Here is a 25670-nt window from a genome sequence, read left to right on the forward strand (position 1 = left end):
TGACTGGGAAGCGGATGTCGAATGCACTGAAGTTTTATATCGACGGCGCATGGGTTGCGCCGTCCGGCAACACGCGCCTTGCCGTGGTCGATCCCTGCACCGAAGAAGCGTTCGCCGAGATCGCGCTGGGCAATGCCGAAGATGTCGAGCGCGCGGTCGCCGCGGCGAGACGCGCGTTCGCGTCGTTCTCGCTGACGCAGCCGGCTGAACGCATCGCGCTGATCCGCCGCATACTCGACGCCTACATCGCGCGCTACGACGAGATGGCCGCTGTGATCTCGCGTGAGATCGGCGCGCCGAAAAAGCTCTCGCATGCGTGGCAGGCCGCGCTCGGCAAGCGTCATCTGGAAGAACTGCTGCGTACCTGCGAGAGCTTCGCGTGGCAGCGCAAGAAGGGCACGACGCTCGTCAATCATGAGCCCGTCGGCGTGGTCGCGCTGATTACGCCGTGGAACTGGCCGATCAATCAGATTGTCTGCAAAGGTCGCGCCCGCGATTGCCGCCGGCTGCACGATGGTGCTCAAGCCGAGCGAGGTGTCTCCGCTGAACGCTGTGCTGTTCGCTGAAATTCTCGACGCGGCGGGCGTGCCGCCAGGCGTGTTCAATCTGTTGAACGGCGACGGCCCGACTGTCGGCGCCGCGCTATGCAGTCATCCGGATGTCGACATGGTGTCGTTCACCGGATCGACGCGCGCGGGCGTGGAAATCGCAAAGCTGGCCGCGCCGACCGTCAAGCGCGTGCATCAGGAACTGGGCGGCAAGTCGGCCAACATTCTTCTCGACGACGTGGACCTGGAAGCCGCGGTCACGTCGGGCGTGAACTCGTGCTTCAGCAACAGCGGGCAGTCGTGCAATGCGCCGACGCGCATGCTGGTGCCGGCAGCGCGGCACGACGAGGCGGTCGCGATTGCACAGCGCGCGGCGGCCGCGCACCGCATCGGTCCCGCGGACGACGACGAAACGACGATGGGCCCGGTCGTTAGCGACGTGCAATACGCACGCGTGCAACGGCTGATCGAAATGGGCATCGAGGAAGGCGCGCTGCTCGCGGCGGGCGGGCCAGGACGTCCCGACGGTTTGACGCGCGGCTATTACGTGCGGCCCACGGTATTCGCAAACGTCGCTCCGTCGATGACGATCGCGCGCGAAGAAATCTTCGGCCCGGTGCTCGCGATCATGCCGTATCGCGACGAAGAAGACGCGATCGCCATTGCCAACGACACACCGTTTGGACTCGCAGCGTATGTTCAATCCGCGGATCAGGCGCGCGCGAGGCGGGTTGCATTGCGCTTGCGCGCGGGCAGCGTGTATCTGAACTATCCGGCCTGGGACGCGGGCTCGCCGTTCGGCGGCTACAAGCAGTCAGGCAACGGACGCGAATACGGCGAGTGGGGACTCGAAGCGTTTCTCGAAGTGAAGGGTATTGTTGGGTACGGCGAGTAGGCTGCGATCAGGGCACGATTAAGCCGTGCTCGAACGCCCACGCAGCAGATCCGCAATGCGCTCCGCGATCATGATGGTCGGCACATTCGTATTCGCGCATGGAATCGACGGCATCAACGACGCATCGCACACATGCAGCCCTTCGACGCCATACACGGCGCCGCGCGCATCGGTGACCGCGAGCGGGTCGTCGGCGGCGCCCATGCGGCAGGTGCCCGACGGGTGCCACGTACCGCCCACCGAACGTGTGACGAACTGCGTGAGCGCGGCATCGTCGGCGAGCAGTTCGTCGAGTGTTGTCGCGCCTTGCGTGATGACGCGGCGCACCAGTGCTGCCCGCAACGGCCCCGCGATGTCCAGCAGCGCGGCGAGCGCACCGCGCTGCAGCCCGTTCCATGCGCCAGGCACCGCGACGGCCGCGACGCGCGGCGAATAGCTCGACGGAAACACCGTGCCGCGATGCGCGGCCATCGCCGGTGCGGCGAGTGTCTTTGCGCCGAAGCGCAGCGCGAGCTTTAGCCGTTCGAGATCGCGCGCGTCGGAGAGCATTGCAAAATCGACGTTGGGTTCATCCAATGCGCTAGCGGATTTGAGTGTGAGACGTCCGCGCGAATACGATTTGTTGACCCAGAAGAACATCGTGCCGAGACGATAGCCGACCGAATGCCAGCCCGAGCGCGACAGTATCGCGCCGTGCATGTCGCCCGGCACCGTGCCGGCCAGGCCCGACGAAAAGCGCACGATGGCCTGCTCGTGATGCTCGTCGGGAAACGGCGTGCGCGCCGCGCGAGGCAGAAACGCGGACACCGCGATAGACGGGTGCTCCATCAGATTGCGGCCCACGCCCTGGCGATCCGCGAGCACGTCGATGCCGAGCGCGGCAAGTTCATTCGCGGGGCCAATGCCGCTTCTCAGCAGCAGCGCGGGCGAGTGGATCGCCCCTGAGCAGACGATCACGCAGCGCGCCCGCAAGTCATCGTGCGTGCCGTCGGGCCGCATCACGCGCGCGCCGATTGCACGCTTTGCGTCGAACAGAACGCGCTCTGCGATCTCGTTCGTGCGAATCGTGAGGTTGGGCCGCGCCCGCACCGCGTCGTCGAGATAACAAACGGATGTGGGAATGCGCTCGCCCTGGGCGCTCACCGCAATCGAGCCGATGAAAGTGCCGTCTTGCCAGAGACCATTCTGATCCGCGTGCAGCGGATAGTCGTGCTTCAACGTATTGAGCACGGCCTTTACGAATGGGGAGATGCGTTGCGGTCCGGTTCGCTGGATACGCAGCGGGCCATGCGCGCCATGCAGGCCGCTATCGTCCGGCCCGTTGAAGTCGCAATCGGTTTCGAGCTTGCGGAAGTAGGGCAGACACGCTTGCCAGTTCCAGCCTTGTGCGCCGAGTGTTTGCCATTCGTCGTAATCGGCGGGCGAGCCGCGATTGGCCATTAGCGCATTGATCGCCGAGCCGCCGCCGAGAAGCCGCGCCTGTTCATAGCGGCGCAGCGCGGCGGGCGCGCTCATGCGCGCTTTCAGTTGCCGCCAGAGGTTCGCGGTGTCGAGATACGCGCGGCCAGGATAGCGGCTGCGGATGTCGGCGGGCATGGTCGCTTGCGAGATGTCGCGGCCCGCCTCGACGAGACACACGTTGTTGCTCGCATCTTCGGAGAGCCGCGCGGCAAGCACGCAGCCGGCCGATCCGCCGCCAAGAATCAGATAGTCGATCACGTTGGATGGATGAAGACCGCGCGCCGCATCGCCCTGCGCGCGGCACAACGCAAACCAGAAAACAGAACGCCCGCGATGAACCGTGGTCCCGCGGGCGCGTGAATGGCAGTGCGAACGCCGCCCGTTATTGCATGAACTTGAGCCAGCGCGCTTTCGCCTGAATGCCTGCATCGGATGCCCACCAGTCTTCGGACATCAATGCCTGCTTCGCGGCATTCTCGGGCGAGCTCGGCAACTCGCTTGCGCGCTTGGCCGCGATCTTGCCGGTCTTGAACGCAGCCGGATTGCCCGGACCGTAGTCGATATAAAGCGGCAGATTCGCTTGCAACTCGGGCGAGACCGCGGTGTTCAGGAAGCGCATAGCGTCGTTCAGATTCGGCGCGTTCTTCAGCACGCATAGCTGCGTGTTTTGCAGAATGCCGTCGTTGAAAGTGAAATCGACGTCGGGGTTGTCCTTGCGCACGGCGCTTGCGCGGCCGTTCCAGATCATCGTCATGTCGACTTCGCCGTCATGCAGCAATTGCGCGGACTGGCCACCGGAAGTCCACCACACCGTGATGTCGGGCTTGATCTGCTGCAACTTCTTGAAGGCGCGATCGACGTCGAGCGGATAGAGCTTGTCGCGCGACACGCCGTCGGCGAGCAGCGCGGCTTCCAATACCGTTTGCGGATCGTTACGCAAGGCACGCGTGCCGGGGAAGGCTTTCACGTTCCAGAAGTCGGCCCAGCTTTGCGGCGTCTTCTTCAGCGTCTTCTTGTTGTAGCCGATCACGGTCGAATAGAACTCGTACGCGACCGAGTAGGGCGTGCGGTACTTTTCCGGCATCGCCGCGGCGTTCGGAAGCTTCGCGAAGTCGAGCTTTTCCAGCAGCCCTTCGCGTCCGCCTCGCAGACAGTTCGAGGTCGGCGTGTCCACCACGTCCCAGATCGGCTTGCCGGTCGCGGCCTGCGCCTTGATCTGCGGCCACGCATCGGGAATGCTGTCCTGATTGATGGTGATGCCCAGCTCCTTCGCCGCCGGGTCGAGGATGGCTTTGGTCTGAGCCTCCTGATACGTGCCGCCTTGCGACACGAAAGTGATTTTTCCCGCGGCGAGAGCGGGCGCCATGCTCACGGCGCTCAACAGCAGAGTCATGGCAAACGGGCGCAACCTTGGCATGCTGATCACGACTTCTCCTCGATACGGTTGAAGCGAAAAGACATCATCCAGGTCGGCGCTATGTGCCGCTGCGGCTCGGAGCCGAAGCGGCAAACAGCACAGGCTTGAATGGAAATATAGTGAGCCAATTTGACCGGAGCAACGCCGCAATTGTTGGAGCGGCCATGACATGATGTTATGTCAGACTGTTGTAGCCTGGGTTGTCGTCGTTGCGCGCAGTGCTTTGACGGCTTCAATCGCTTCGATCCGTCCCGTCGCGTTTGCCGATTCGCGACATCACGTTCGCGACGATGCGGTCGCAGCGCGCACCGGCGAATCCGAACAGTTCGCTTCCGGCGACGTCGATCTCTCGCGCGAGCGACTCGCGCAACAGACTCTTTGCGCGGAAATGCCGGCTGCGCACGGTGGCTTCGGCAATCTCCAGGCATTGCGCGGTTTCCTCGACACTGAGTTCTTCGACCGATCGCAGAATGAACACCGTGCGGAACGATGCCGGCAATTCGTCGAGCTTGCGCTCGATCAGCGCGCGCATTTCCGCGCGCGCTACTGCGCTGTCGGGCGGCTCGGAGTCGGACGGATGCATGGCTTCAATATCGATGTCGGCGGTGTTGGAACTGACTATCGGCACGACGTTCTCGCGGCGGGCATGGCGGCGCAGCCGGCCATAGCATTCGTTCAGCACGAGCCGCGAGAGCCACGTCGACAAAGCGGCGTCGCCGCGAAACTGGCTGAGCGAACGGTAGGCGCGGAGATACGCGTCCTGAAGCGCGTCTTCGGCTTCGGCGTCGTCACGCAGCGTCGCGCGCGCGAGCCGGTACAGGCGCCGGTTATGGCGGCGCATCAGCACCTCGAACGCTGAGCGATCGCCCGCGACGATGCGCCGGACGATCGCAAGATCGTCGTCGGCGTTGTCGGCGTGGTCGGCGGCAGACATGGACGGCAGTTTCGCTGTCTCGGTCATCGCGTGCGGGCTCTCATTGAACGGTTAGCGCGCCGTGCATCGTCGGATGAAAAGTGCAGCCGTACGGATAACTGCCGGCCTTCGCGGGCGCGTAAGACCATGACGCGTTGGCGGCAATGCTGCGCGAATCGAATGCATGCGTGTTGCCGGTCACCGTATGAGGAAAGAGATCCTTGTTGATCCATACGATGCGGTCTCCTCGCTTCACGGTCAAGCTCGGCGGATTGAATTGCATGTTCTCGATCGTGACGACATGGCTTGTCGGCGCCGCGGCGCTCGCCGGTAATGCGCTGAAGCTGGCCAAGAGCATCGCACAGACCAGCGCGGCGCACGCACGCGTGCTCTTGCCCGACGCATGCCGCCGCTTAACCACTGCTTTTCTCCAGCGACGCCTGCACATGCTTCGCATGTTCGAGATGCGCGACGAAAGCGGGCCGGACCTTCACGAGCAGCGCTTTCAGCTCATCGTTCTTCGCAGACGGAATCAGCGTCTTATCGAGCGCGTCGAGAACATTCTCATGGTAGGTCACTTCATGATCGATATACGCGCGATCGAATGCTGCGCCATTCAGTTTCTTGAGCGCCGCGAGGTTTGCATCGCCGCCTTGCTTGAGGCTTTGGCTCGTCGCGTTGTCCTCGGGCGTGACGTTGAGTTTGTGCACGAGGTCGCTCGCCGATTGATTGACGGCGCTGTGGTCGGTGACCATCTGCTTCGCGAACGCCTTGACGTCGCCCGACTTCGAGCGCGACTCGGCGAGTTTGCCCGCGTCGATGTCGACCTGGTTCGCGGTGACGACGATAGCCGCGATCTGCGGATCGCTCGGCCCGGCGCTTTGCGCCCAGCTAGCGAGACTCACGAGCGCGAGCGCGCCTAACCATTGTGGACGGATCAGTTTCATGCGGATTCTCCCGTTGAGCCAACGTTGCGTTGCATACGGCGTTGGATGTCACGACGGAGAATCCTGTTCCCAGATGATGCGCGACGCGCGTTGCTTCAGTGACCGTGCCGCTCGCCCGCTGCGACCGGCGTCTGCCTGGATTGCCGGCTGAGCATCAGCGTGACGACCGCCGATACGGCCAGCGTCGCGCCGACCACATACAGCCCCGCCGAATAGCCGCCCGTCACGTTCTTGAGCCAGCCGATCGCGAATGGACCGACGAAGCCGCCGAGGTTGCCGATGGAGTTGATCATCGCGATGCCCGCGGCCGCGCCCGCGCCCGACAGGAACATGCTCGGCATCGCCCACAACGGCGCCTTGGCCGCGCTGATGCCGACGTTCACGACCACGAGCGCCAGCACGATCATCAGCGCGGTCGCCGCGTTGCCTGCGAACACGAAGCCGAGACAGGCCAGCGCGCACGGAATGACGACGTGCCATGTGCGTTCTTCGGTGCGATCCGAGTGCCTCGCCCACAGAATCATCGCGATCACCGCGACGATGCTCGGTATGCCCGCGAGCAGACCCGTCTCGAACGAGCCGAAGCCGTATTGCCTGATGATGAGCGGCGCCCACAGGCCGAGCGTGTACAAGCCCGCGGACGTGCCGAAGTAAATCAGCGCCAGTGCGAGAACGCGCGGATCGCGCAGCGCACTCAACGCGCCGGCCGTGTGGCCCGCGTGCGACTGCCGCGCGTCGGCTTCCGTCTTCAGTTTCGCGATCAGCCATTCGCGCTCTTCGGGCGCAAGCCAGTGCGCTTTCGACGGCGTGTCGGTCAGATACTTCAGCACGAAGAAGCCGAGTACGACCGCGGGCAGCGCTTCGAGGATATAGAGCATTTGCCAGTCGGCGAGACCGGCGATCGGCGGCAGCTTCATGATCGCGCCGGAAATCGGCGAGCCGATCGCGGTGGAAATCGGCGCGGCCGCCATGAACCACGCGGCGGCCACGGCGCGCTGACGGGTCGGAAACCACAAGCTCAGATACAGGATGATGCCGGGAAAGAAGCCCGCTTCCGCCACGCCGAGCAGAAAGCGCAATGCATAGAAACTGTTCGGCCCGACGACGAACGCGGAGGCCAGCGAGACGATGCCCCACGAGACCATCACGCGGGCAATCCAGCGGCGCGCGCCGACCTTGTGAAGAATCAGGTTCGACGGAACTTCGAACAGGAAGTAGCCGATAAAGAAGAGACCGCCGCCGAATCCGAACGCGGTCGGCGACAGGCCAATGGCCTTGTTCATCGTCAGCGCGGCGAAGCCCACGTTGACGCGGTCGAGAAAACTCACGAAATACAGCAGCATTACGAACGGGATGATCCGCAGCATCAGCTTGCGGGACACCCGGCTTTCGAGGTCGGTCGTCATTGTCTCCTCCTTTGGAGGCTTGAGCGGTGCCCTGCTGCGAAGGCAGCAGGGTGCGAGGCGCGCGGCAGCCGTCGAATGCGGCTGTTGTCCGTGGGTGCGCGTCGTGAGGCGCGAACTGTCGCGCGATGGGGGTTTATGTGGCTGACACGGCTTATGCCGCGTTCGCCGCCGGCCTTGCGGCTCGTTCGATGAAAGCGCACACCGCAGCCGTCACCTGCGCGGTCGTCGCCGTGCCGCCGAGGTCGCCCGTGTGCAGCGACTTGTCCGCGGTCACGGCTTCCACGGCCTGCATCACGCGCTTTGCCGCGTCGAATTCGCCGAGATGTTCGAGCAGCATCACGACCGACCAGAAGGTGCCGACCGGATTCGCGAGACCCTTGCCCATGATGTCGAACGCGGAGCCGTGGATCGGTTCGAACATCGACGGAAAGCGCCGTTCGGGGTCGATGTTGCCGGTCGGCGCAATGCCCAGGCTGCCGGCAAGCGCGGCGGCCAGGTCGCTGAGAATGTCGGCGTGCAGGTTCGTCGCGACAATCGTGTCGAGGCTCGCCGGGCGATTGATCATGCGCGCGGTCGACGCGTCGACCAGTTCCTTGTCCCACGTCACATCGGGGAATTCCTTCGAGACCTGCAGCGCGATTTCGTCCCACATCACCATCGCGTGACGTTGCGCGTTGCTCTTCGTGATGACGGTCAGCAGCTTGCGCGGACGCGACTGCGCGAGGCGGAACGCGAAGCGCATGATGCGCTCGACGCCGGCGCGGGTCATGATCGACACGTCCGTCGCGGCTTCGATCGGATGACCCTGGTGAACGCGGCCGCCCACGCCGGAGTATTCGCCTTCCGAGTTTTCGCGCACGATCACCCAGTTGAGGTCCTCGGGCTTGCAGCGCTTTAACGGCGCGTCGATGCCGGGCAGGATGCGCGTGGGGCGAACGTTCGCGTACTGGTCGAAGCCCTGGCAGATTTTCAGACGCAGACCCCACAGCGTGATGTGATCGGGAATGTCCGGGTCGCCTGCGGAACCGAACAGAATCGCGTCCTTGTCGCGGATCGCATCGAGTCCGTCCGCCGGCATCATCACGCCATGCTTGCGGTGATAGTCGCCGCCCCAGTCGAAATTTTCGAACTCGAATGCAAACGACTGCGTGGTTCTGGCGAGCGCTTCGAGCACCTCGGCGCCGGCCGGTACGACCTCCTTGCCGATGCCGTCGCCGGGAATGGTCGCGATGCGATAGGTCTTCATGCTGCGTCTCCGAATGATTGATTGATTGGGTTGGTTGCAGTGACTCTATCGACATCTGCACGAAAAAACCGGTGCTAAACTCAAAGCATCTTTAACTTCAATTCACAAGTGGAAGCGATGCGCGATACCGTTCAGCCAGCCGATCTGAGCTTTTTCTCGACGCTCGCGGCGTCGGGCAGCCTGAGCGCGGCGGCGCGAGAGCTGGGCTTGACGGCGGCGGCCGTCAGCAAGCGGCTCACGCAGATGGAGAGCCGCGCGGGCGTCGCGCTCGTCAACCGCACCACGCGCCGGATGATGCTCACGCCCGAAGGCGAGCTGTATTTGCAGCATGCGCGCAGGATTCTCGACGAAATCGACGAGCTCGCCGAGTTGCTCGGTTCCGCGAAGAAGAGCCCGAAGGGACTGTTGCGTGTCAATGCGACGCTTGGGTTTGGCCGCAGCCACGTCGCGCCCGCAATCTCCCACTTTGTCGCGAAGTATCCGCAGGTGTCGGTGCAGCTTCAGTTGTCGGTCACGCCGCCGCCGCTCACCGACGATACGTTCGACGTCTGCATCCGCTTTGGCGAGCCGCCCGATACGCGCGTGATTGCGCGGCGCCTCGCGGCGAACCGGCGCCTGCTGTGCGCGGCGCCCTCGTATATCGCGTCGCACGGCATGCCGATGACGCCGCATGATCTAACGCGGCATAACTGCATCGGCATTCGCCAAGGCGACGAAGCCTATGGCGTGTGGCGCTTGAGTTCGGGCAAGGGCGCGTCGCTGAAGACGGAAGCCGTCCGCATCAAGGGCACGCTGACCACGAACGACGGCGAGATCGCGGTGAAGTGGGCGCTCGAGGGGCACGGCATTCTGATGCGCGCGGAGTGGGACATCAAGCAGTATCTGGCCGATGGCTCGCTCGTGGTCGTGCTGCCCGGTTATGACACGCCGAACGCCGACATCTTCGCCGTGTATTCGCAGCGGCATCAGATGTCGAACCGCATTCGCGCGTTCGTGGATTTCATCGCGCGCGAGTTGGGGGAATGAGGCGTCGGTTGTTGAATTTCCCGTAGCGTATGAGTCGAGCGTGAGTGGTTATTTCTGCATCGGCATGGCTTGCATTGCCGGATCTTGATCCATCTGCGCGCTTTTTTGAGCCGCGTGCATCGCGGCCACTTTTCTTTCGGCTTCCTGAATGCCGGATGGATACTGACTGTCGTCGCCGAGCGACGGCGTGTAGCCGGCGGCCTCGAGTTCTTCGAGTTCGTGCATGACTTCGGCGCGCGTGAGAGGATGGCCGGCGTCGGGCGATGCCTGCGCGCGTGCCCATGTCGACGTGGCCACCAGCGCAGTGGCGGAAATAATGGCGAATAGCGCGCGGGCTGTTGCGCGATGTGCATGGCTGTCTTTCATGGCTTGCTCCTCGATGTGCGAGCGGATCGTCCGAAAGCGGCTTGCGTTCGATATGACGCGCTCTGCATCGTTAAACCGGCGAACTGGCTTTCTTATTCCCGCGACCTCGGAACAGCAGCAAGCGATTTACCCGACATGCGCCGAATGCCTATACTGCATGTTCCGATTTCTACCGATTGTTCTCTTGCAGAGCGTCCGCCATGACACATACCGTTAAAAGCGTCGAGCAGCTCGAACAGATTTACGGCGCGCCGCACGAGCGCGCATTGTGGAAAGAACTTGATTGCCTGAATAGCGACTATCAGGCGTTCGTACGCGCTTCTCCGTTCGCGGTGTTGTCTTCTGTCGGTGAGGGCGGAGCGGACTGCTCGCCGAAAGGCGACGCTGCCGGATTCGTTCAGATACTCGACGAGCGCACGTTGGCGTTGCCGGACAGGCCGGGCAATAACCGCATCGACAGCCTAAGAAACATTGTGGCCGACCCGCGCGTGTCGTTGCTGTTTCTCGTGCCGGGCGTCGGCGAAACGTTGCGGGTGAACGGGCGCGCCGAGATTTCAGTCGATCCCGACTTGCTCGCGCGCTTCGAGGTTCGCGGGAAACTGCCGCGCACAGTGATTATCGTGCACGTCGAGGCGGCGTATTTTCATTGCTCGAAAGCGCTGGTGCGCTCGAGTCTTTGGGACCCGGCAAAGCAGGTGGACCGCGCAAGTTTGCCGAGCGCGGGAGATATGCATAGGCGTTTGAGCGGCGGTACTTTCGACGGCGCGCAATACGACAAGGAAATGCCGGAGAAGGTGATCGCGGGGCTTTATTGAAGCGCGCCGATGCGGCATGTATGCAACGCACTATTCGACGCTTAAGCAAGCGTTAACCTCCGAAGGTTAAATTGGCGGGTCGTTCAGGCTACTCAGGAAGGAGCAAGTTATGAAAGACGACGCCGCCAGCTTTACCGAAGAGGCTGTCAGCAAAGTACCGCAAGTGACCTTGGGTTTCTGGATCATCAAGGTCGCGGCGACCACGCTCGGCGAAACGGGTGGCGACTGGGTGTCCATGTCGCTGAAGCTCGGCTACCTGATCGGTTCGGCGATTTTTCTGGTGTTCTTTATCGCGCTCGTTTCAGCGCAAATCAAGGCGCGCAACTTTCGTCCGTTCCTCTATTGGGCGACCATCATCGCGACTACGACGCTTGGCACCACGATGGCCGATTTCGCGGACAGGTCGCTCGGCATCGGCTATCCAGGCGGTGTTGCGCTGGTCGTTGCATTGCTGGCCGCGAGCCTCGCAATCTGGTATCGCTCGGAAGGAACCGTCTCCGTGCAGAGCATCGTCACTGCAAAAGCGGAATGGTTCTACTGGATCACGATCCTGTTCTCGCAGACACTCGGCACGGCTCTCGGCGACTGGGTCGCGGGCGAGGATCGCGGCGGTCTCGGTGTCGGCTACGAATATGGCGCGATGATCTTCGGCGCGGGCTTGCTCGTCGTGGCCGCCTTGTATTTCTGGTCGCGCGTATCGCACACGGCGCTCTTCTGGGCCGCGTTCATCCTCACGCGTCCGCTCGGCGCGACGCTCGGCGATCTGCTCGACAAGCCGGTTGCGGAAGGCGGATTGCACATCAGCCGCTTATACGCCTCCGGCATTCTGCTTGCGTTTATCATCGCGTGTATCGTGTTGTTGCCGCAGCGCTCGGCAAGACGCGAGCCGGCTGTGTGACGCAGCGCTCGGTGCGCTGAAAAACACGTCGCAAACAGAAACGCCCCTGAAAACAGGGGCGTTTCTTCACATTCACACCGGCGAAGCAACAACCCGTCGCACGGTACAAATCCGCTTTAGAACTTGTGGCGAACGCCCACCCGGAACGCCAACTGGTTGTCCGCGCCCGTGCCCGACGTGTTGAAGTAGCTCGTGCTCGAACCGATCTGCGCTTGCAGATCCTGCGTGCCGTTGCGGCCCGCCGCGATCTGATAGATACCCAGCGCATACACGTCGGTACGCTTGCTCAGCGCGTAGTCGACGCTCAGATCGACCTGATTCCAGTGACCGCGATTCGCGTTGCTCAGGTGCATGTACGTGTAGCCCGCGCCTGCCGTCAATGCCGGCGTGAACGCGTACTTCGCGCCTGCCTCATACGCGGCGAACGTCGTCGTGCCGCCCGAAATCGGCTCGAAGCGCGTGTTCGTGTACAACGCCCACAGCGTGGCTGCGCCGATCGAATAACGGCCGCCCACGCCGAACGTGCGCAGATCGCGGACGTTGCCGGTCGCGACGTTGGCAATCGTCGTCGAGAACGACGGCGTCGACTGGCCCGGATAACGGATGTCCGTGTAAGCCGCACCGATGCCGAACGGACCGTTCGCGTAGTTCACGCCGAAGCTGTAAGCCCGCGACGAACCCGCGACCGGCGCTGCGGCCGTGCCGGTTGCCGGCGCGCCTGCGAATGCGCCCGCCTGGTTCGAGAAGCCATACATCGCGCCGAACGTGAGGCCCGCGAAATTCGCGCTGCTGAACTTGACCGCGTTGTTGATACGGCTCGACGTAAGCTGGTCCACGTCGTTGATGTGATACGCGTAGTTGCCTGCAACGGTTTGTCCGCCGGTTGAGTAATTGCCGCCGAGGTAATCGGTCGAGAACGAGTACTGGCGGCCGAACGTCAGCGAGCCGACATTGTTCTGCGACAGGCCCACATACGCCTGACGGCCGAACATCGCGCCGCCCTGGCCGAGCGTGCCGTTGCCGCTGTTAAAGCCGTTTTCGAGCACGAAGATCGCCTTCAGGCCGTTGCCCAGATCTTCGGTGCCGCGCAGGCCCCAACGGCTGCCTTGAGCAACGCCGTCGTCGTACTTGAAGAGATTGTCGTGACCGGTGGCGGTCTTCGAGTTGTTCACATAGCTGATGCCGGCATCGATCACGCCATACAGCGTGACGCTGCTTTGTGCGTGTGCTGCGCTGGCGAAAACGGCGAGGGTAGCGGCGGTCAATAGTTTTTTGTTCAAAACGTTCTCCGATTAAAAATTGAGCGATCGCGACGCCCTGCTTCTTGGGTAAGGTCGTGCGATGGCCCGAAATTTAAGGGAACGCTGAGTAAGGTATGTGACAGGTGCATTGATTTTGAAATTTGTCGCGCATACGCCACAGTCGACAGAGTCGAGCATTAAGCGACGCATGGCGGAACGCGTCGCGGGCATAAGCATTTTCCAGTTCGCCGATATAAGCGTGTGAAAAACGATTGGTTTCAGGCCGCCGCCGTCGCATGCGACGATGCGCGCCTACCAATCAAACCGCTTATGGGGAACTGCATGCAACGCCGCATCGTCATCAAAAATCTGCTTGCTGTGGCGAGCGCCGCGGCTCTTTCGTTCACGGCAACGTTTGCGCACGCCGACGGCAAGCAACTCAAGGTCGGCACGATGAGCGGCCCTGACGCGCAAATCTGGACGGTGGTCACGAAAGTAGCGGCGCGCGAGGGGCTGAATGTGAAAGTGATCGAATTCAACGACTACGTGCAGCCGAATGCCGCATTGGATGCCGGCGATCTCGACGCCAATGGTTTTCAGCATCAGCCGTTTCTCGACAGCCAGATCAAGCAGCGCGGCTATAAGATCGTCAACGTGGGGCTGACGTATGTGTCGCCCATGGGCTTCTATTCGAACAAGCTCAAATCGCTGAAGGATCTGCCGGAAGGTGCGAAGGTCGGGATTCAGAACGATCCGTCCAATGGCAATCGCGCGTTGCTGCTGTTGCAAAAGTATGGCGTGATCAAACTGAAGCCGGGCGTCGGCACGAACGGCGTGAATGCAACGCCGCTCGACGTCGCCGAGAATCCGAAGAAGATCAAACTGGTGGAACTGGACGCCGCGCAATTGCCGCGCGCGTTGGGCGATCTCGACGCGGCGTCGATCAATACCGACTATGCCGTGAAGGCCGGCCTGCAGCCGACTAAAGACGCCATCGCAATCGAAGATCTGAAAGGCCCTTACGCGAATCTGATTGCCGTGCGCGAGCAGGATCGCAACCAGCCCTGGGTGAAGAAACTGGTCGCGGCGTATGAGTCCGATGAAGTGCGCAAGTACATCGACACCCAGTTCAAAGGCGCGATCATTCCCGCGTTCTAAATTTCTCTAGCGGAAAGCCAGGAGCGAAGGCGCCTTCACGGCGCCTTTTTGTTTGCCTTCCGCTTTACCTTTGCTCGCGCGAATCAATTACTCAACAGCGAGCCGCTTCGAAACGCAGTCGCGCCGGCAATGCGCGCGAATTCCAGGCCCGCGGTGGCAAAGCGCGTCGAATGCCGCGCATACAGAACGCCTGCGACGCCGCTCTTCAGCGTGACGACGCGGTCCGTCAACGGATCGACGATGTCCGCGATTTCACGGCCCACGTCGACCCACGTGCCGACTTCACAGCGATACACCAGCACGCCGCTGATCGGCGCAACGATCGGCTCCGCGCCGGCAAGCGGTGTGGCCGCGAATTCGAGCGGCGGCAGCGGCGCCGCCGTGCCTGCGATCACGCCGCGCGCGGTCAGATATTCGATGATCGCCTGCGCGTCGTGCTCCGCGTACTCGTAAGACACCTCGCGCTGGCCGCGCAATTCGATCGTGACCGAGATAGAGCCGTTCGGAATCGGAAAGCGCTCGCCGAAACGGCCGCGCAGATCGGACCAGCAGAAGCTGTGAATTTCGTCGAACGGATTGCCGACAGAATTCAGCGCGAGCAGCGACGCCTTCGCGCCGAGATAACGCGCCAGCGGCTCGACGTCGGGCCACAGGTCCGGGTTCGTGTACAGATGCATCGCGGCTTCCCAGTCGCAATGCAGATCGAGCACCACGTCCGCGTCGTAAGAGAGCTTTTGCAGCGCGAGACGTTGCGATTCGAGTTCGGTTGCGGGCTGTTGCGCGTCGAGCGCCTCGCGCATCGCGCTGCGAATCGCGGTGCGATTCGCGTCGATGTCATCGCTGAGACGACCCTCGATGACCGGCAGCACGAGTGCCGAAAGATCGTGGAAATTGCGGTTGAAGTTCTGCGCGGTGTTGGTTTCGAAGCGTCCCGTGAGATGGCCGAGGAAGTGCTGGTTCAGACCGATGGGATTGGCCACCGGCACGATTACCACTTCGCCGCGCAGCTTACCGGCTGCTTCGAGCGCGGCGAGCTTGCGGCGCAATTCCCAGGAGACGAGCATGCCCGGCAGTTCGTCGGCATGCAGGGACGACTGGATATAAATCTTCTGTCCGCCGCTCGGACCGTAATGAAAACTCGTCAGGTTGCGGGCGGTGCCGAGCGTCGGCGCAATCAGCGGATGGGATTGGGTTTGCATGGTTGTCGAATTCGCGGGGGAAAGTGCGGCGCACCGCTATCTCGTTGATTACAAGGGGGGAAGCCTGCATGAGGCCAGTTGCTGGCGGCAAATCCGGCAAGCGCGCCGCACCAGCATGGTGGCATCGGATCGCACGATCTTAGCCGATACGGCGGCGCGCGTGTTTTGCCGCCATAAAACGCAACGGGCTCCGCGTGTGGCGGAGCCCGTTTTCACGGAGCCGTGGAGCGCGCCGCTAAACGCGCACGGCGCGGCTCCTCGGCGCGGAAGTCCGCGTATTAGCTGCCGTACACGTCGAAGTCGAAGTACTTCTTCTCGAGCTTCTTGTACGTGCCGTCCTTGATGATGTCGGCAATCGCCTTGTCGACCTTCGCCTTCAGATCCGTATCTTCCTTACGCATGCCGATGCCCGCGCCGTTGCCCAGAATCTTCGGATCGTCGAGGTTCTTGCCGACGAAGTCGAAGCCTGCGCCACGCGGCGTCTTCAGGAAGCCGATTTCAGCTTGCACGGCATCTTGCAGCGCTGCGTCGAGACGGCCCGACAGCAAGTCGGCGTACACCTGGTCCTGGTTCTGATACGGCACGACCTTCGTGCCCTTCGCTTCCCAGTACGTCTTTGCGTAGGTTTCCTGGATCGTGCCCTGTTCGACGCCGACCGTCTTGCCCTTCAGCGATTCAGCCGTCGGCAGGATGCCCGAACCCTTCTTCGCGACGAGGCGCGTCGGCGTGTTGAACAGCTTCGACGAGAACGCCACCTGTTCGGCGCGTTGCGGCGTCATGGACATCGACGACAGCACGCCGTCGAACTTCTTCGCTTTCAGCGCCGGAATCATGCCGTCGAAGTCGTTTTCGACCCACACGCACTTGGCCTTCAGGCGCGCGCAGATTTCATTGCCGAGGTCGATGTCGAAGCCGACGAGCTTGCCGTCGGAGCCCTTGGACTCGAACGGGGGATAGCTGGCATCGACGCCGAAACGGATGGTGGTCCAATCTTTAGCGTGTGCGCCGATCGAGACGGTGGCAAGCAGAGCAACCGTCAATGCCGCTAGCAGTTTTTTCACTGTTTAACTCCTCGGTGTAGTTCAAATACTCCCGCATGCGGTTGTGCCGCTCGCGGGAAACCCGGCGCGACTTACGACCGGGCCTGGGTTGAAGCCGCCGGCCGGGGCGGCCAGCAGCGCGCGCCAAGCTTATCAGTTCAAAAATATTGGGTAGTTAGTGAAACACCGGATAGCGCATCGCGCATGCCCCGAAAATAAAAGCGCTCCGGACCGCGCTGCATCATAAAACGATGCATGTCGCATCGGAATTTCCGCGCTGCGCCCGAATGCGGAGTGCCGAAGTAGTACCGCCGTAGTGTCGCTGTAATGCGGTGGTAATGCGAATCGTTAATTGACATTTGTCAATCGCACGGCAATTTAATTCGTCGCAGGATTAAAGAAAGTCAGCCATATGCCGTTATCACGGGATGATTGCCCGTCGTGTCCCGCCGAGTGTGAGTTATTTCTCGGCATTTACGTAGTAAGGAAACCAAAAAGATATTGCTTGGCGCTATCATCGTTGCTCCTCTCGCTCGCCATGTAGCGCCAAAAGAGCAGTCCTGTCTGAGGAAATGTTCTCCGGTTTAATTCGCGATTGATTACGCGGGCATAGGCTCGCCGGAACTGCCTTCTGCTTAACGGTGTTGTATGCACATGATTTCGACGGCAGATGAAAAGCGCCATGACGAGCGGCGTGGCCAGCGGCGAATTTCAGCGGCTTTGCCACGCGCGCGGTTAGCTGCGCGCGGCTATTGCGGCGTCTTGCTGCGCGTCGCGCTGAGCGTGTTTCTGTGCGTCGGGATGCTGTCGGGTGCATCGGCCGAGGCCGCGAAAAAAGTCCTGCATGTGCTCGCGTGGCCCGGTTACGCCGATGCCGACGTCGTGAAGACTTTCGAATTGCGCTACGACGTAAAGGTGGAAGTGACGCTCGTCGATTCCGACGAAGCGTTATGGGCGCAAATGCACGCGAAGAATGCGCCGCCTTTCGACGTGCTCGCCGCGAACACCGCGGAGATACAGCGCTATTTGCGCGCCCATCTGCTCGCGCCGCTCGATCTGCAAAGCCTGCCCAACACCGCGCGACAATTGCCGCGTTTCCAGGCGCGCGCGTCGATTGAAGGAATCGTCTCAGACGGCAAGGTCTACGGAATTCCGTTTACCTATTCGTCGATGGGCCTCATTTACGATCGCAAGCAGATTCCGGTTGCACCGCGCTCGATGCGTGAACTCTGGAACCCGCGATACCGCGGCAAGGTGCTCGACTTCAACAGCGCGCAGCACAACTTTTCGTTCACCGCGCTTGCATTGGGTTATCGCGATCCGTTCGATCTGAACGACACGCAGATGCGTGCGATCGCTCACAAGCTCGTCGAACTGCGCCGCAATTTACTGACCTATTACACGTTGCCCGAAGAGGCCACCGCATTTTTTGTCCAGCATAACGTCGCGTTGATGTTCGGCAACTACGGCACGCAGCAAGTGGAATTGCTGCGCCGCGCGGGCGCCGACGTCGGTTACGTGATTCCCGACGAAGGCGTGCTCGCGTGGCTCGATTGCTGGTCCATGACGCGCGTGGCCGCCGAGCCGCAGCTCGCGCTCGCCTGGATCAATTACATGCTCGAGCCGGACGTGAGCCGCCTGCTGACGCAACGGCAGGGGCTCGCGAATACATTGACCGCGCCCGCGGCGAATAGCGACAACGCCCGCATTCTGTGGATCGGGCCGGTCGAGAACATTCAAAAGCGCGAGGACCTGTGGGCCCGAATCGCGTCCGGCGATCGCTCGGAGCGCTTCTGATGATCCGCCCAGGCCTCACATTCAAACTCTCTGTGCTGCTCGCGTGCATCGGCGTGCTGGCTTCGGGCGCGACCGGCTATTACGCGTATCACTCGAACCGCACGATGCTTGTGAAGGAAGCGGGGCGCAGCTTGCTGACGTCGACTGAGTTGCTCGGCGAGCGCTTTTCCGCCTCCATCGACGACGTCGGCGCCGACGCGCTCGTGCTCGCGAGCTTGCCTTCGTCGGCGGAAGTCGTCGCGGCCGACGACGGTTTAAGCTCGAGCTTGCCCCGCGAACGGCTCGCGCAGGTGTACTCGAGCTTCATGATTCACCATGCCGAATATCTGCAGATCCGCCTGATCAGCCGCGCGAATCATGGGCTGGAAATCATTCGTTTCGACCGCGACGCCGACGGACTGATACGCGTGCAAGGCGGCAGTCTGCAGGAAAAAGGCCAGTTTCCGTATGTGTTCGAGCCGCTCGCCTTTTCGCCGGGACGCCTCTATACGTCGCCGATTTCCGTCAATCATGAATACGGCGCGCACGCGGCACAGGGCAAGCCGACGCTGCGGGTCGGCACGCCGGTAGCGAACGCGCAGGGCGCGGTGGTCGGCGTCGTGGTGATCGACGTGAATCTCTCGAATCTGCTCAAGCGTTTGCAAAGCGATTTGCCGAGCGATTATCAGGTTTATCTCGCGAACGAATGGGGCGACTTTCTCGTTCATCCCGATGCGGCCAAGACGTTCGGCTTCGATGTCGGTCGCCGCGTGCTGATGCAGGACAGCTTCGCCGTGACGAAGCCGCTCTTCGAACAGAAGGAAAGCGAAGTACTCGCGAACGGTCTTGCGCGTCCGCACGAGGCAGACGGACAGGTGCTCGCCTTCGTGCGCAGACCGTTCGGCGCGTCGGAGGGCAATCGCTTTATCGTGCTCGGACTCGGCAAGCCGCTTGAGGACGTGCTGTCCGGCGCGCATCTGCTGGGCGGCAGCATCATCCGCATGGTGTTGGTCTTCAGCGCACTGGCCGTGCTGCTCGCCATTCTGTTCGCACGCGCGCTCACCAAGCCGCTGCACATCCTCGCGTATGCGGCGACGCATCTGTTCGCCGAACACGCAATGGGCACGTTGCCGCTCAAGCGCACCGACGAGATCGGTGTACTCGCGCGCTGCTTCGACCGCTTGCGCCGCGAAATCCGATCGCAGATGGACGCGCTGCACGTCAAGCAGCGCGAACTTGTGCATCTCGCCACGCACGACGTGCTGACCGGTTTGCCGAACCGCATGCTGTTCATGGAGAAGCTCGAGCGCGCGATCCAGGACGCGACGCGCCGCCGCGAAGGACTCGCCGTGCTGTTCGTCGACCTCGACCGCTTCAAGCAGATCAACGATCAGTTCGGCCATGCGGTCGGCGACAAGGTGCTCGTGGCGGTGGCGCTGCGGCTCAAACAGGTGCTGCATTCCGCCGATGTCGTCGCGCGTCTGGGCGGCGACGAATTCATTGTGCTGATCGAAGGGCCCCGCTCGGCTGAGGCGGCGCCGGGCATCGCGTCGCGCATCATGACCACGCTGAACGAAGAAATCGTGATGGACGGCCAGGGCATGACGGTGGGCGCGAGCATCGGCATCAGCCAGTTTCCCGACGACAGCGGCACCGCCGAAGAACTGCTGCTCAATGCGGACGCGGCGATGTATGCGGCGAAATCGGGGGGACGGTGCGCGTATTTGCGCTATCACGACGTACTCGAAGCGCGTCGGCGTCAGCAGACGGAGCCGATCGAAGTCGTGCAGGCAACGGCAGGCGACGGCCCACCCGAAGGGCGCGAAGCGGAGCCGACCGCGTAATACGCACCTTGCTTTTTGTGCGCGCTATTGCGATGCGGCTATCGCGGCGCGTGCACCCTGCGTTTGCAGCAACTGCAACGCATGATGAAGCGCGTCCCTGAACGCGGGCTGTTGGGCTAATTCCACGGGGAAGATTTCGCGCACCGATAGCAACGCGTCCATTAACGCTTGCGGCTCGCCATTGGCCGATGCCGCGAGCGTCTTCAATCTGTCGGCAAGCGGATCGCTGATGTCGTAACGCGAGCCGTCATCCGCATGACCGCGCAGGAACGTCATCCATGCCGCGACCGCCAGTGCAAGACGCGCAAACGGCTGATTCGCTGCGATTCTTGCCGCGATCGTGCCGAGCAGGCGGGGCGGAATCTTTTGACTACCGTCCATCGCGATCTGCGCGCAGCGGTGTTTGAGCGCGGGGTTCGCATAGCGTTCGAGCAGTGCGTCACGATAGGCGGCTACGTCGAACGAAGCGGGCATGTCGAGCGTCGGCGCGATTTCGTGCGTCATCATCGCGTGAATGAGATTGCGCACGGTGGGCTCGGCGATGGCCTCGTCGATCGTGGCGAAGCCGCCGAGCATCGACAGATAGGCAAGCGTGGAATGCGTGCCGTTGAGCATGCGCAGCTTCGCCAGTTCGTAGGGCGTGACGTCGTCGACGAGTTGCGCGCCCACCGCATGCCATGCGGGACGTCCCGCTGGAAAATAGTCTTCGATAACCCATTGCCGGAAAGGCTCGCAAGGCACGGGCGCGGCGTCGCGATAGCCGAGCGCCGCGGCTGCGCTCGCGTGTTCCGCGTCGGTCGTGGCAGGGACGATACGGTCGACCATCGTCGACGGGAAGGCCACTTCCGCGGCAATCCAGTCGGCGAGTGCCGTATCGGACTGCCGCGCAAACGAACACACCACCTGACGTAATGCGGCGCCGTTGTGCGCTAGGTTGTCGCACGAGAGAACGGTGAACGGCTTTATTGCAGCGTCGCGGCGTGCGCGCAGTGCGGCGACCAGAATGCCGGGCACGGTGCGCGGCGCGTGTGGATGCGAAAGATCGTGTTGTACGGCGGGATCGTCGAGCGCGACGTCGCCTGTTTTTGCATCGCGGTAGTAGCCTTTTTCCGTGACGGTCAGCGACACGATCCGCACTGCGGGATCTGCGAGTCGACTAAACAGCGCGTCGCTATCGTGCGGCATTGCGAGCACCTCGCGCAGTGCGCGCACGACCGTCACCTTCGCGCCGTCAGGACCGCGTTCCACGACGCTATATAAGCCTTGCTGTTCCATCAGCGCATCGCGCTTGGCCACGTCGCCTTGCAGCGTGACGCCGCAAATGCCCCAGTCGCCGCCTTCGGCGAGCATGGCTTCTTCCGTATAAAGCGCCTGATGCGCGCGATGAAAATTGCCGATGCCGAGATGAACGATGCCGATGCCGGGCTCGCGCCATGCGGCCTGCGGCGATAACACATGTTCATGCAATGCGGACAACGCTTGACGATTGAGTCGAGGCAACGATGCTGGCGTGCTCATGTTTGAAATCCAGACGAGGTCACGGGTTGCGTCACGGGCTGTGAATTACGGTGAATCGCAGTGAATCAGCGGGAAAACCCTGATTTGACGCTTCAATATACTTGTATGGTAGCATCGTTCCAACGCTTCGGGCACTGCGAAAAACGCGGTTTCGGCAACACGTTGCCGCTGCGGTTGTCGCCCCAAGCCTCGTCTCTGCAAGGAAGAAAACATGAAGATCGTTCGTGCCGACGTCATCGTCACATGTCCCGGCCGCAACTTCGTCACGCTGAAAATCGTCACCGACGAAGGCGTGCACGGTATCGGCGATGCGACGCTCAATGGCCGTGAACTGGCCGTTGCCTCGTATCTGAAGGACCACGTGTGTCCGCTTCTGATCGGCCGCGATCCTGGCCGTATCGAAGACACTTGGCAGTATCTGTACAAAGGCGCGTACTGGCGCCGCGGTCCTGTCACGATGACGGCAATCGCGGCTGTCGACATGGCGCTGTGGGACATACTCGGCAAAGTGACCGGCATGCCCCTGTACAAACTGCTCGGCGGCGCGTCGCGCGAAGGCGTGATGGTCTACGGACACGCTACCGGCCGCGACATTCCCGAAGCGCTCGAGCGGTACGCCGAACACATCGAAGCGGGCTATCAGGCCATCCGCATTCAATGCGGCGTGCCGAACATGCGCTCTGTCTATGGCGTGTCGAAGGGCAGCGGCATGTATGAGCCCGCAACGAAGGGCGCGGTGGAAGAGCAAAGCTGGTCGTCGGAGAGAAATATCTCGACTTCGTGCCGAAGCTGTTCGAAGCCGTGCGCGACAAGTTCGGTTTCGACACGCATCTGCTGCACGACGTGCACCATCGGCTGACGCCTATCGAAGCCGCGCGCCTCGGCAAATCTGTCGAACCGTACCGTCTCTTCTGGATGGAAGACCCGACGCCCGCCGAAAACCAGGCCGGCTTCCGCCTGATACGCGAGCATACGGTCACGCCGATTGCGGTCGGCGAGGTGTTCAACAGCATCTGGGACTGCAAGCAGTTGATCGAGGAGCAACTGATCGACTATATCCGCGCGACGTTGACTCACGCGGGCGGCATCACGCATCTTCGGCGGATTGCGGATTTTGCTTCGCTGTATCAGGTACGCACCGGCTGCCACGGACCGTCGGACCTGTCGCCGGTCTGCATGGGCGCGGCGTTGCATTTCGACCTGTGGGTGCCGAATTTCGGCGTGCAGGAATACATGGGCTTTCCGCAAGACGCGCTCGATGTATTCCCGCATGCATGGCGTTTCGACAAAGGCATGATGCATCCCGGCGATGCGCCGGGTCACGGCGTCGACATCGACGAAGCCGCCGCCGCGCGTTTCCCGTACGACCCGGCTTATCTGCCCGTTGCGCGTCTCGAGGACGGCACGCTATGGAACTGGTGACGCCGCGCTATCGCCGAGCATTCTTCTTTTCGAATTGAAATACCGGAGTCCACCATGTTTGCAGCCGTCCTTCACGAACCCAAGCTGATCCGCATCGACGAAATGGAACCGCCGGAGCCCGGCCCCGGTCAGGTGCGAGTGCGCGTGCGCGCGGGCGGCATTTGCGGCTCGGATCTGTCGTACTACTTCAAGGGAAAAAGCGGCGATTTTGCGGTGCGCGAGCCCTTTGTGCTCGGACACGAAGTGGCCGGCGAAATCGATTCGCTCGGCGCGGGCGTGAGTACGGAAACGCGTCTCGCGCCCGGCCAGCGCGTCGCCGTGAATCCGGGCCTCGCATGCGGCACCTGCAAGTACTGCACGATAGGGATGCCTAATCATTGTCTGAACATGCGCTTCATGGGCAGCGCGTCGACCTTCCCGCACACGCAGGGCATGTTCCGGCAATACATTGTCGTGGCGGCGCGGCAATGTTTCCCCGTGGCGGACGGCGTCGATTTCGCGCAGGCGTCGATGGCCGAGCCGCTCGCCGTTGCGTTGCACGCGGTGAAGCAGGCCGGCTCGCTCATCGGCGCGAGCGTGCTGCTGATCGGTTGCGGACCGATCGGCTGCATTCTGCTGTCCGTCGCGCGGCGCGCCGGCGCGCATCGGGTCGTCGCGGTGGATCTGTCGAGCCGCGCGTTGAGCGTCGCGGAACAGCTCGGCGCGGACCAGACCGTGAATGCCGCCGATACCGCGACCATCGAACAATGGTCCGCGCAACGCGGCACGTTCGATGTCGTGATAGAAGCATCGGGTAGCCCCGCGGGGCTCGACACTGCGTTGCGCTCGGCGCGCGCGGGCGGCACGGTGATCCAGGTCGGCAATTTGCCGGCGGGTCAATCGCCTGTTGCCGCCAACCTCGTCATGTCGAAAGAGCTGCGCTATCAGGGCTCATTTCGCTTCGCCGACGAATACGCGACCGCCGCCGATGAAATCGCCTCCGGCAAGCTGGACCTGCGCCCGCTCATGACGCACGCATTTGCGATGAACGACGCCAATAAGGCGTTCGAGGTCGCGCTCGATCGCTCGCAATCGATGAAGGTGCACCTGAATTTCGATTGAAGCCGCACGTCCGAGAGGCGCGCGCATCCCATTCACAAGCGGTATTAACGCCCGTCAAGAGGCGAGAACCGAAGGAGACATCGCATGATTAAAAGTCAACGCTGGTTTGTCGTGGCGCTGCTGTTTCTCGCAGGCGTCATCAATTATCTGGACCGCTCCGCGCTGTCTATCGCCGCGCCGCTGATCCAGAAAGACCTTAACTTTTCGCATGCGCAGATGGGCGTGGTGTTCAGCAGCTTCTTCGTCGGCTACGCGTTGTTCAATTTCGTGGGCGGCGTGCTGTCGGATAAGGTCGGCGCAAAACGCGTGTTCGGCACGGCAATGGGCGTATGGTCCGTGTTTTGCGGAGCAACGGCGCTTGCGACGGGCATTGGTTCGCTCATCGTCTTGCGCGTGCTGTTCGGCATGGGCGAAGGCCCGTTCAGCTCGTCCAACAGCAAGATGGTCAACAACTGGTTTCCGCGCAAGGAAGTCGCGAGCGCGATCGGCGTGATCAGTTCCGGCACGCCGCTTGGCGGCGCGCTTGCGGGTCCGGTGGTGGGCTTCATGGCGGTGCAGTTCGGCTGGCGCTGGGCCTTCGTCGCGATCATGCTGCTGGGGCTGCTTTGGCTGATCGCATGGGCCGCGACCACGACTGAACATCCGCAGCAGAACGCGCGTGTCTCGCAGGCGGAGATGGAGATCATTCTGGCCGGTCAGGCGGATGAACATGCCATCACCCATTCGGCCGATGGCGAGAAGCTCGGCCTTGGCCACTTCCTGCGCAAGCCGATCATTCTCGCGACGGCCTTCGCATTCTTCTCGTATAACTACGTGCTGTTCTTCTTTCTCTCGTGGTTCCCGACGTATCTGACGGAAGCGCATCACCTGAGCTTGCATGACATGAGTATCGCCACGGTGATCCCGTGGGTACTCGGCAGCATCGGGCTCGAAGCGGGCGGCTTCATCTCCGACCTGATTCTGCGGTTGACGGGCAGGCCGCTGCTGTCGCGCAAGATCGTGCTCGGCACCTGCCTCGGCGCGGCGGCGGTGTGCGTCGCGCTGGCCGGCCGCGTGGCCAGCACGCAAAGCGCGGTCGCGTTGATGTCGGTCTCGATCTTCTTCCTCTATGTGACGGGCGCCGTGTATTGGGCCGTGATTCAGGACACGGTGCCGCGCGAACATGTGGGCGGCGTCGGCGGCTTCGTGCATCTGCTGGCGAATCTGGCCGGCGTGATTGGACCCGCGGTTACCGGCTTCATCGTGCAGGCGACGCATGGCGCATACGGCAGCGCATTCGTGCTCGCGGGCGGGATTGCGGTGCTTGGCGCGGTGTGCTCGGTCGTATGGATTCGCGAGCCGCGTGCAGGCACGCTGACCATCAAACGTGCATGGTAGTATGGTGCGAAGCCTCGCGACGTATCGCTGAGGCTCCCCACCCGATGCTCTCCGTA

General features: G+C 62.3%; 20 protein-coding genes and 2 pseudogenes. 10 read left to right on the forward strand and 12 right to left on the reverse strand.

All coding sequences use genetic code 11. From position 1 onward, the window contains the following. The first annotated feature begins 14 nt into the window (after nucleotides 1–14). A pseudogene (locus tag ABIE53_RS25025) lies at nucleotides 15–1443 on the forward strand (aldehyde dehydrogenase family protein). An 18-nt stretch (nucleotides 1444–1461) separates the two neighbouring features. On the opposite strand, the gene ABIE53_RS25030 reads toward ABIE53_RS25025, so the two are convergent. From ABIE53_RS25030 to ABIE53_RS25060, 7 genes are all read right to left on the reverse strand, one after another. Then, nucleotides 1462–3162 (reverse strand): GMC family oxidoreductase, encoded by a 1701-nt coding sequence (locus ABIE53_RS25030; RefSeq protein WP_192699359.1) that lies wholly within the window; start codon nucleotides 3160–3162, stop codon nucleotides 1462–1464. Between the two features lie 124 nt (nucleotides 3163–3286). After that, nucleotides 3287–4297 carry an ABC transporter substrate-binding protein gene (locus ABIE53_RS25035; protein ID WP_044021052.1) on the reverse strand — a complete coding sequence of 337 codons (1011 nt, stop codon included), beginning with the start codon at nucleotides 4295–4297 and terminating at the stop codon, nucleotides 3287–3289. Nucleotides 4298–4553: 256 nt separating this feature from the next. Continuing rightward, nucleotides 4554–5282 carry an RNA polymerase sigma factor gene (locus ABIE53_RS25040; protein WP_192699358.1) on the reverse strand — a complete coding sequence of 243 codons (729 nt, stop codon included), beginning with the start codon at nucleotides 5280–5282 and terminating at the stop codon, nucleotides 4554–4556. A 13-nt stretch (nucleotides 5283–5295) separates the two neighbouring features. After that, entirely contained in the window at nucleotides 5296–5655 is a 360-nt protein-coding gene (locus ABIE53_RS25045; protein ID WP_192699357.1) for a cupredoxin domain-containing protein, read from the reverse strand. Continuing rightward, nucleotides 5648–6181 (reverse strand): DUF4142 domain-containing protein, encoded by a 534-nt coding sequence (locus ABIE53_RS25050; RefSeq protein WP_006049243.1) that lies wholly within the window; start codon nucleotides 6179–6181, stop codon nucleotides 5648–5650. Before ABIE53_RS25050 ends, ABIE53_RS25045 begins: the two co-directional genes overlap by 8 nt. A 95-nt stretch (nucleotides 6182–6276) precedes the next feature. Further along, on the reverse strand, nucleotides 6277–7587 hold the full coding sequence (locus ABIE53_RS25055) for an MFS transporter (RefSeq protein WP_006049244.1): 1311 nt from the start codon (nucleotides 7585–7587) through the stop codon (nucleotides 6277–6279). A gap of 151 nt (nucleotides 7588–7738) precedes the next feature. Then, complete coding sequence (locus ABIE53_RS25060) at nucleotides 7739–8833, reverse strand: tartrate dehydrogenase (RefSeq protein WP_192699356.1); 1095 nt, start codon at nucleotides 8831–8833, stop codon at nucleotides 7739–7741. Between the two features lie 117 nt (nucleotides 8834–8950). Between ABIE53_RS25060 and ABIE53_RS25065 the strand changes: the two genes are divergently transcribed. After that, complete coding sequence (locus ABIE53_RS25065) at nucleotides 8951–9859, forward strand: LysR family transcriptional regulator (RefSeq protein ID WP_029966408.1); 909 nt, start codon at nucleotides 8951–8953, stop codon at nucleotides 9857–9859. Between the two features lie 48 nt (nucleotides 9860–9907). Here the strand turns inward: ABIE53_RS25065 and ABIE53_RS25070 are convergent, their stop codons facing one another. After that, entirely contained in the window at nucleotides 9908–10225 is a 318-nt protein-coding gene (locus ABIE53_RS25070; RefSeq protein ID WP_192699355.1) for a DUF4148 domain-containing protein, read from the reverse strand. 200 nt (nucleotides 10226–10425) lie between these two features. On the opposite strand from ABIE53_RS25070, the gene ABIE53_RS25075 reads away from it, so the two are divergent. Beyond that, entirely contained in the window at nucleotides 10426–11040 is a 615-nt protein-coding gene (locus ABIE53_RS25075) for a pyridoxamine 5'-phosphate oxidase family protein (protein WP_053859529.1), read from the forward strand. 109 nt (nucleotides 11041–11149) lie between these two features. Next, entirely contained in the window at nucleotides 11150–11938 is a 789-nt protein-coding gene (locus ABIE53_RS25080; protein WP_006049249.1) for a COG4705 family protein, read from the forward strand. Between the two features lie 116 nt (nucleotides 11939–12054). Here the strand turns inward: ABIE53_RS25080 and ABIE53_RS25085 are convergent, their stop codons facing one another. Next, a complete protein-coding gene (locus ABIE53_RS25085) occupies nucleotides 12055–13218 on the reverse strand; it encodes a porin (RefSeq protein ID WP_006049250.1) in 1164 nt (387 codons plus the stop codon). Between the two features lie 303 nt (nucleotides 13219–13521). Between ABIE53_RS25085 and ABIE53_RS25090 the strand changes: the two genes are divergently transcribed. Beyond that, on the forward strand, nucleotides 13522–14337 hold the full coding sequence (locus tag ABIE53_RS25090) for a MetQ/NlpA family ABC transporter substrate-binding protein (protein ID WP_006049251.1): 816 nt from the start codon (nucleotides 13522–13524) through the stop codon (nucleotides 14335–14337). A gap of 83 nt (nucleotides 14338–14420) precedes the next feature. Here ABIE53_RS25090 and ABIE53_RS25095 read toward each other — a convergent pair whose 3' ends face one another. Both ABIE53_RS25095 and ABIE53_RS25100 read right to left on the reverse strand, forming a co-directional pair. Further along, a complete protein-coding gene (locus tag ABIE53_RS25095; RefSeq protein ID WP_192699354.1) occupies nucleotides 14421–15536 on the reverse strand; it encodes a succinylglutamate desuccinylase/aspartoacylase family protein in 1116 nt (371 codons plus the stop codon). 278 nt (nucleotides 15537–15814) lie between these two features. Continuing rightward, a complete protein-coding gene (locus ABIE53_RS25100; protein WP_006049253.1) occupies nucleotides 15815–16597 on the reverse strand; it encodes an ABC transporter substrate-binding protein in 783 nt (260 codons plus the stop codon). 627 nt (nucleotides 16598–17224) lie between these two features. Between ABIE53_RS25100 and ABIE53_RS25105 the strand changes: the two genes are divergently transcribed. After that, a complete protein-coding gene (locus ABIE53_RS25105; protein WP_192699353.1) occupies nucleotides 17225–18373 on the forward strand; it encodes an extracellular solute-binding protein in 1149 nt (382 codons plus the stop codon). Beyond that, nucleotides 18373–20196 (forward strand): diguanylate cyclase domain-containing protein, encoded by a 1824-nt coding sequence (locus ABIE53_RS25110; protein ID WP_006049255.1) that lies wholly within the window; start codon nucleotides 18373–18375, stop codon nucleotides 20194–20196. Before ABIE53_RS25105 ends, ABIE53_RS25110 begins: the two co-directional genes overlap by 1 nt. A gap of 24 nt (nucleotides 20197–20220) precedes the next feature. Here ABIE53_RS25110 and ABIE53_RS25115 read toward each other — a convergent pair whose 3' ends face one another. Next, nucleotides 20221–21714, reverse strand: a complete 1494-nt coding sequence (locus ABIE53_RS25115) for a mannitol dehydrogenase family protein (protein ID WP_192699352.1) — start codon at nucleotides 21712–21714, stop codon at nucleotides 20221–20223. A 211-nt stretch (nucleotides 21715–21925) separates the two neighbouring features. Between ABIE53_RS25115 and manD the strand changes: the two are divergent. The 3 genes and pseudogenes from manD (at nucleotide 21926) to ABIE53_RS25130 (ending at nucleotide 25614) form a co-directional block, all read left to right on the forward strand. After that, a pseudogene (gene manD, locus ABIE53_RS25120) lies at nucleotides 21926–23136 on the forward strand (D-mannonate dehydratase ManD). 54 nt (nucleotides 23137–23190) lie between these two features. After that, nucleotides 23191–24237 carry an L-idonate 5-dehydrogenase gene (locus tag ABIE53_RS25125; RefSeq protein ID WP_006049259.1) on the forward strand — a complete coding sequence of 349 codons (1047 nt, stop codon included), beginning with the start codon at nucleotides 23191–23193 and terminating at the stop codon, nucleotides 24235–24237. Between the two features lie 84 nt (nucleotides 24238–24321). Then, nucleotides 24322–25614, forward strand: a complete 1293-nt coding sequence (locus tag ABIE53_RS25130; RefSeq protein ID WP_192699351.1) for an MFS transporter — start codon at nucleotides 24322–24324, stop codon at nucleotides 25612–25614. The last annotated feature ends 56 nt before the right edge of the window (nucleotides 25615–25670 follow it).

This window comes from Paraburkholderia sp. OAS925, assembly GCF_040543975.1.
Taxonomy (GTDB): Bacteria; Pseudomonadota; Gammaproteobacteria; order Burkholderiales; family Burkholderiaceae; genus Paraburkholderia; species Paraburkholderia graminis.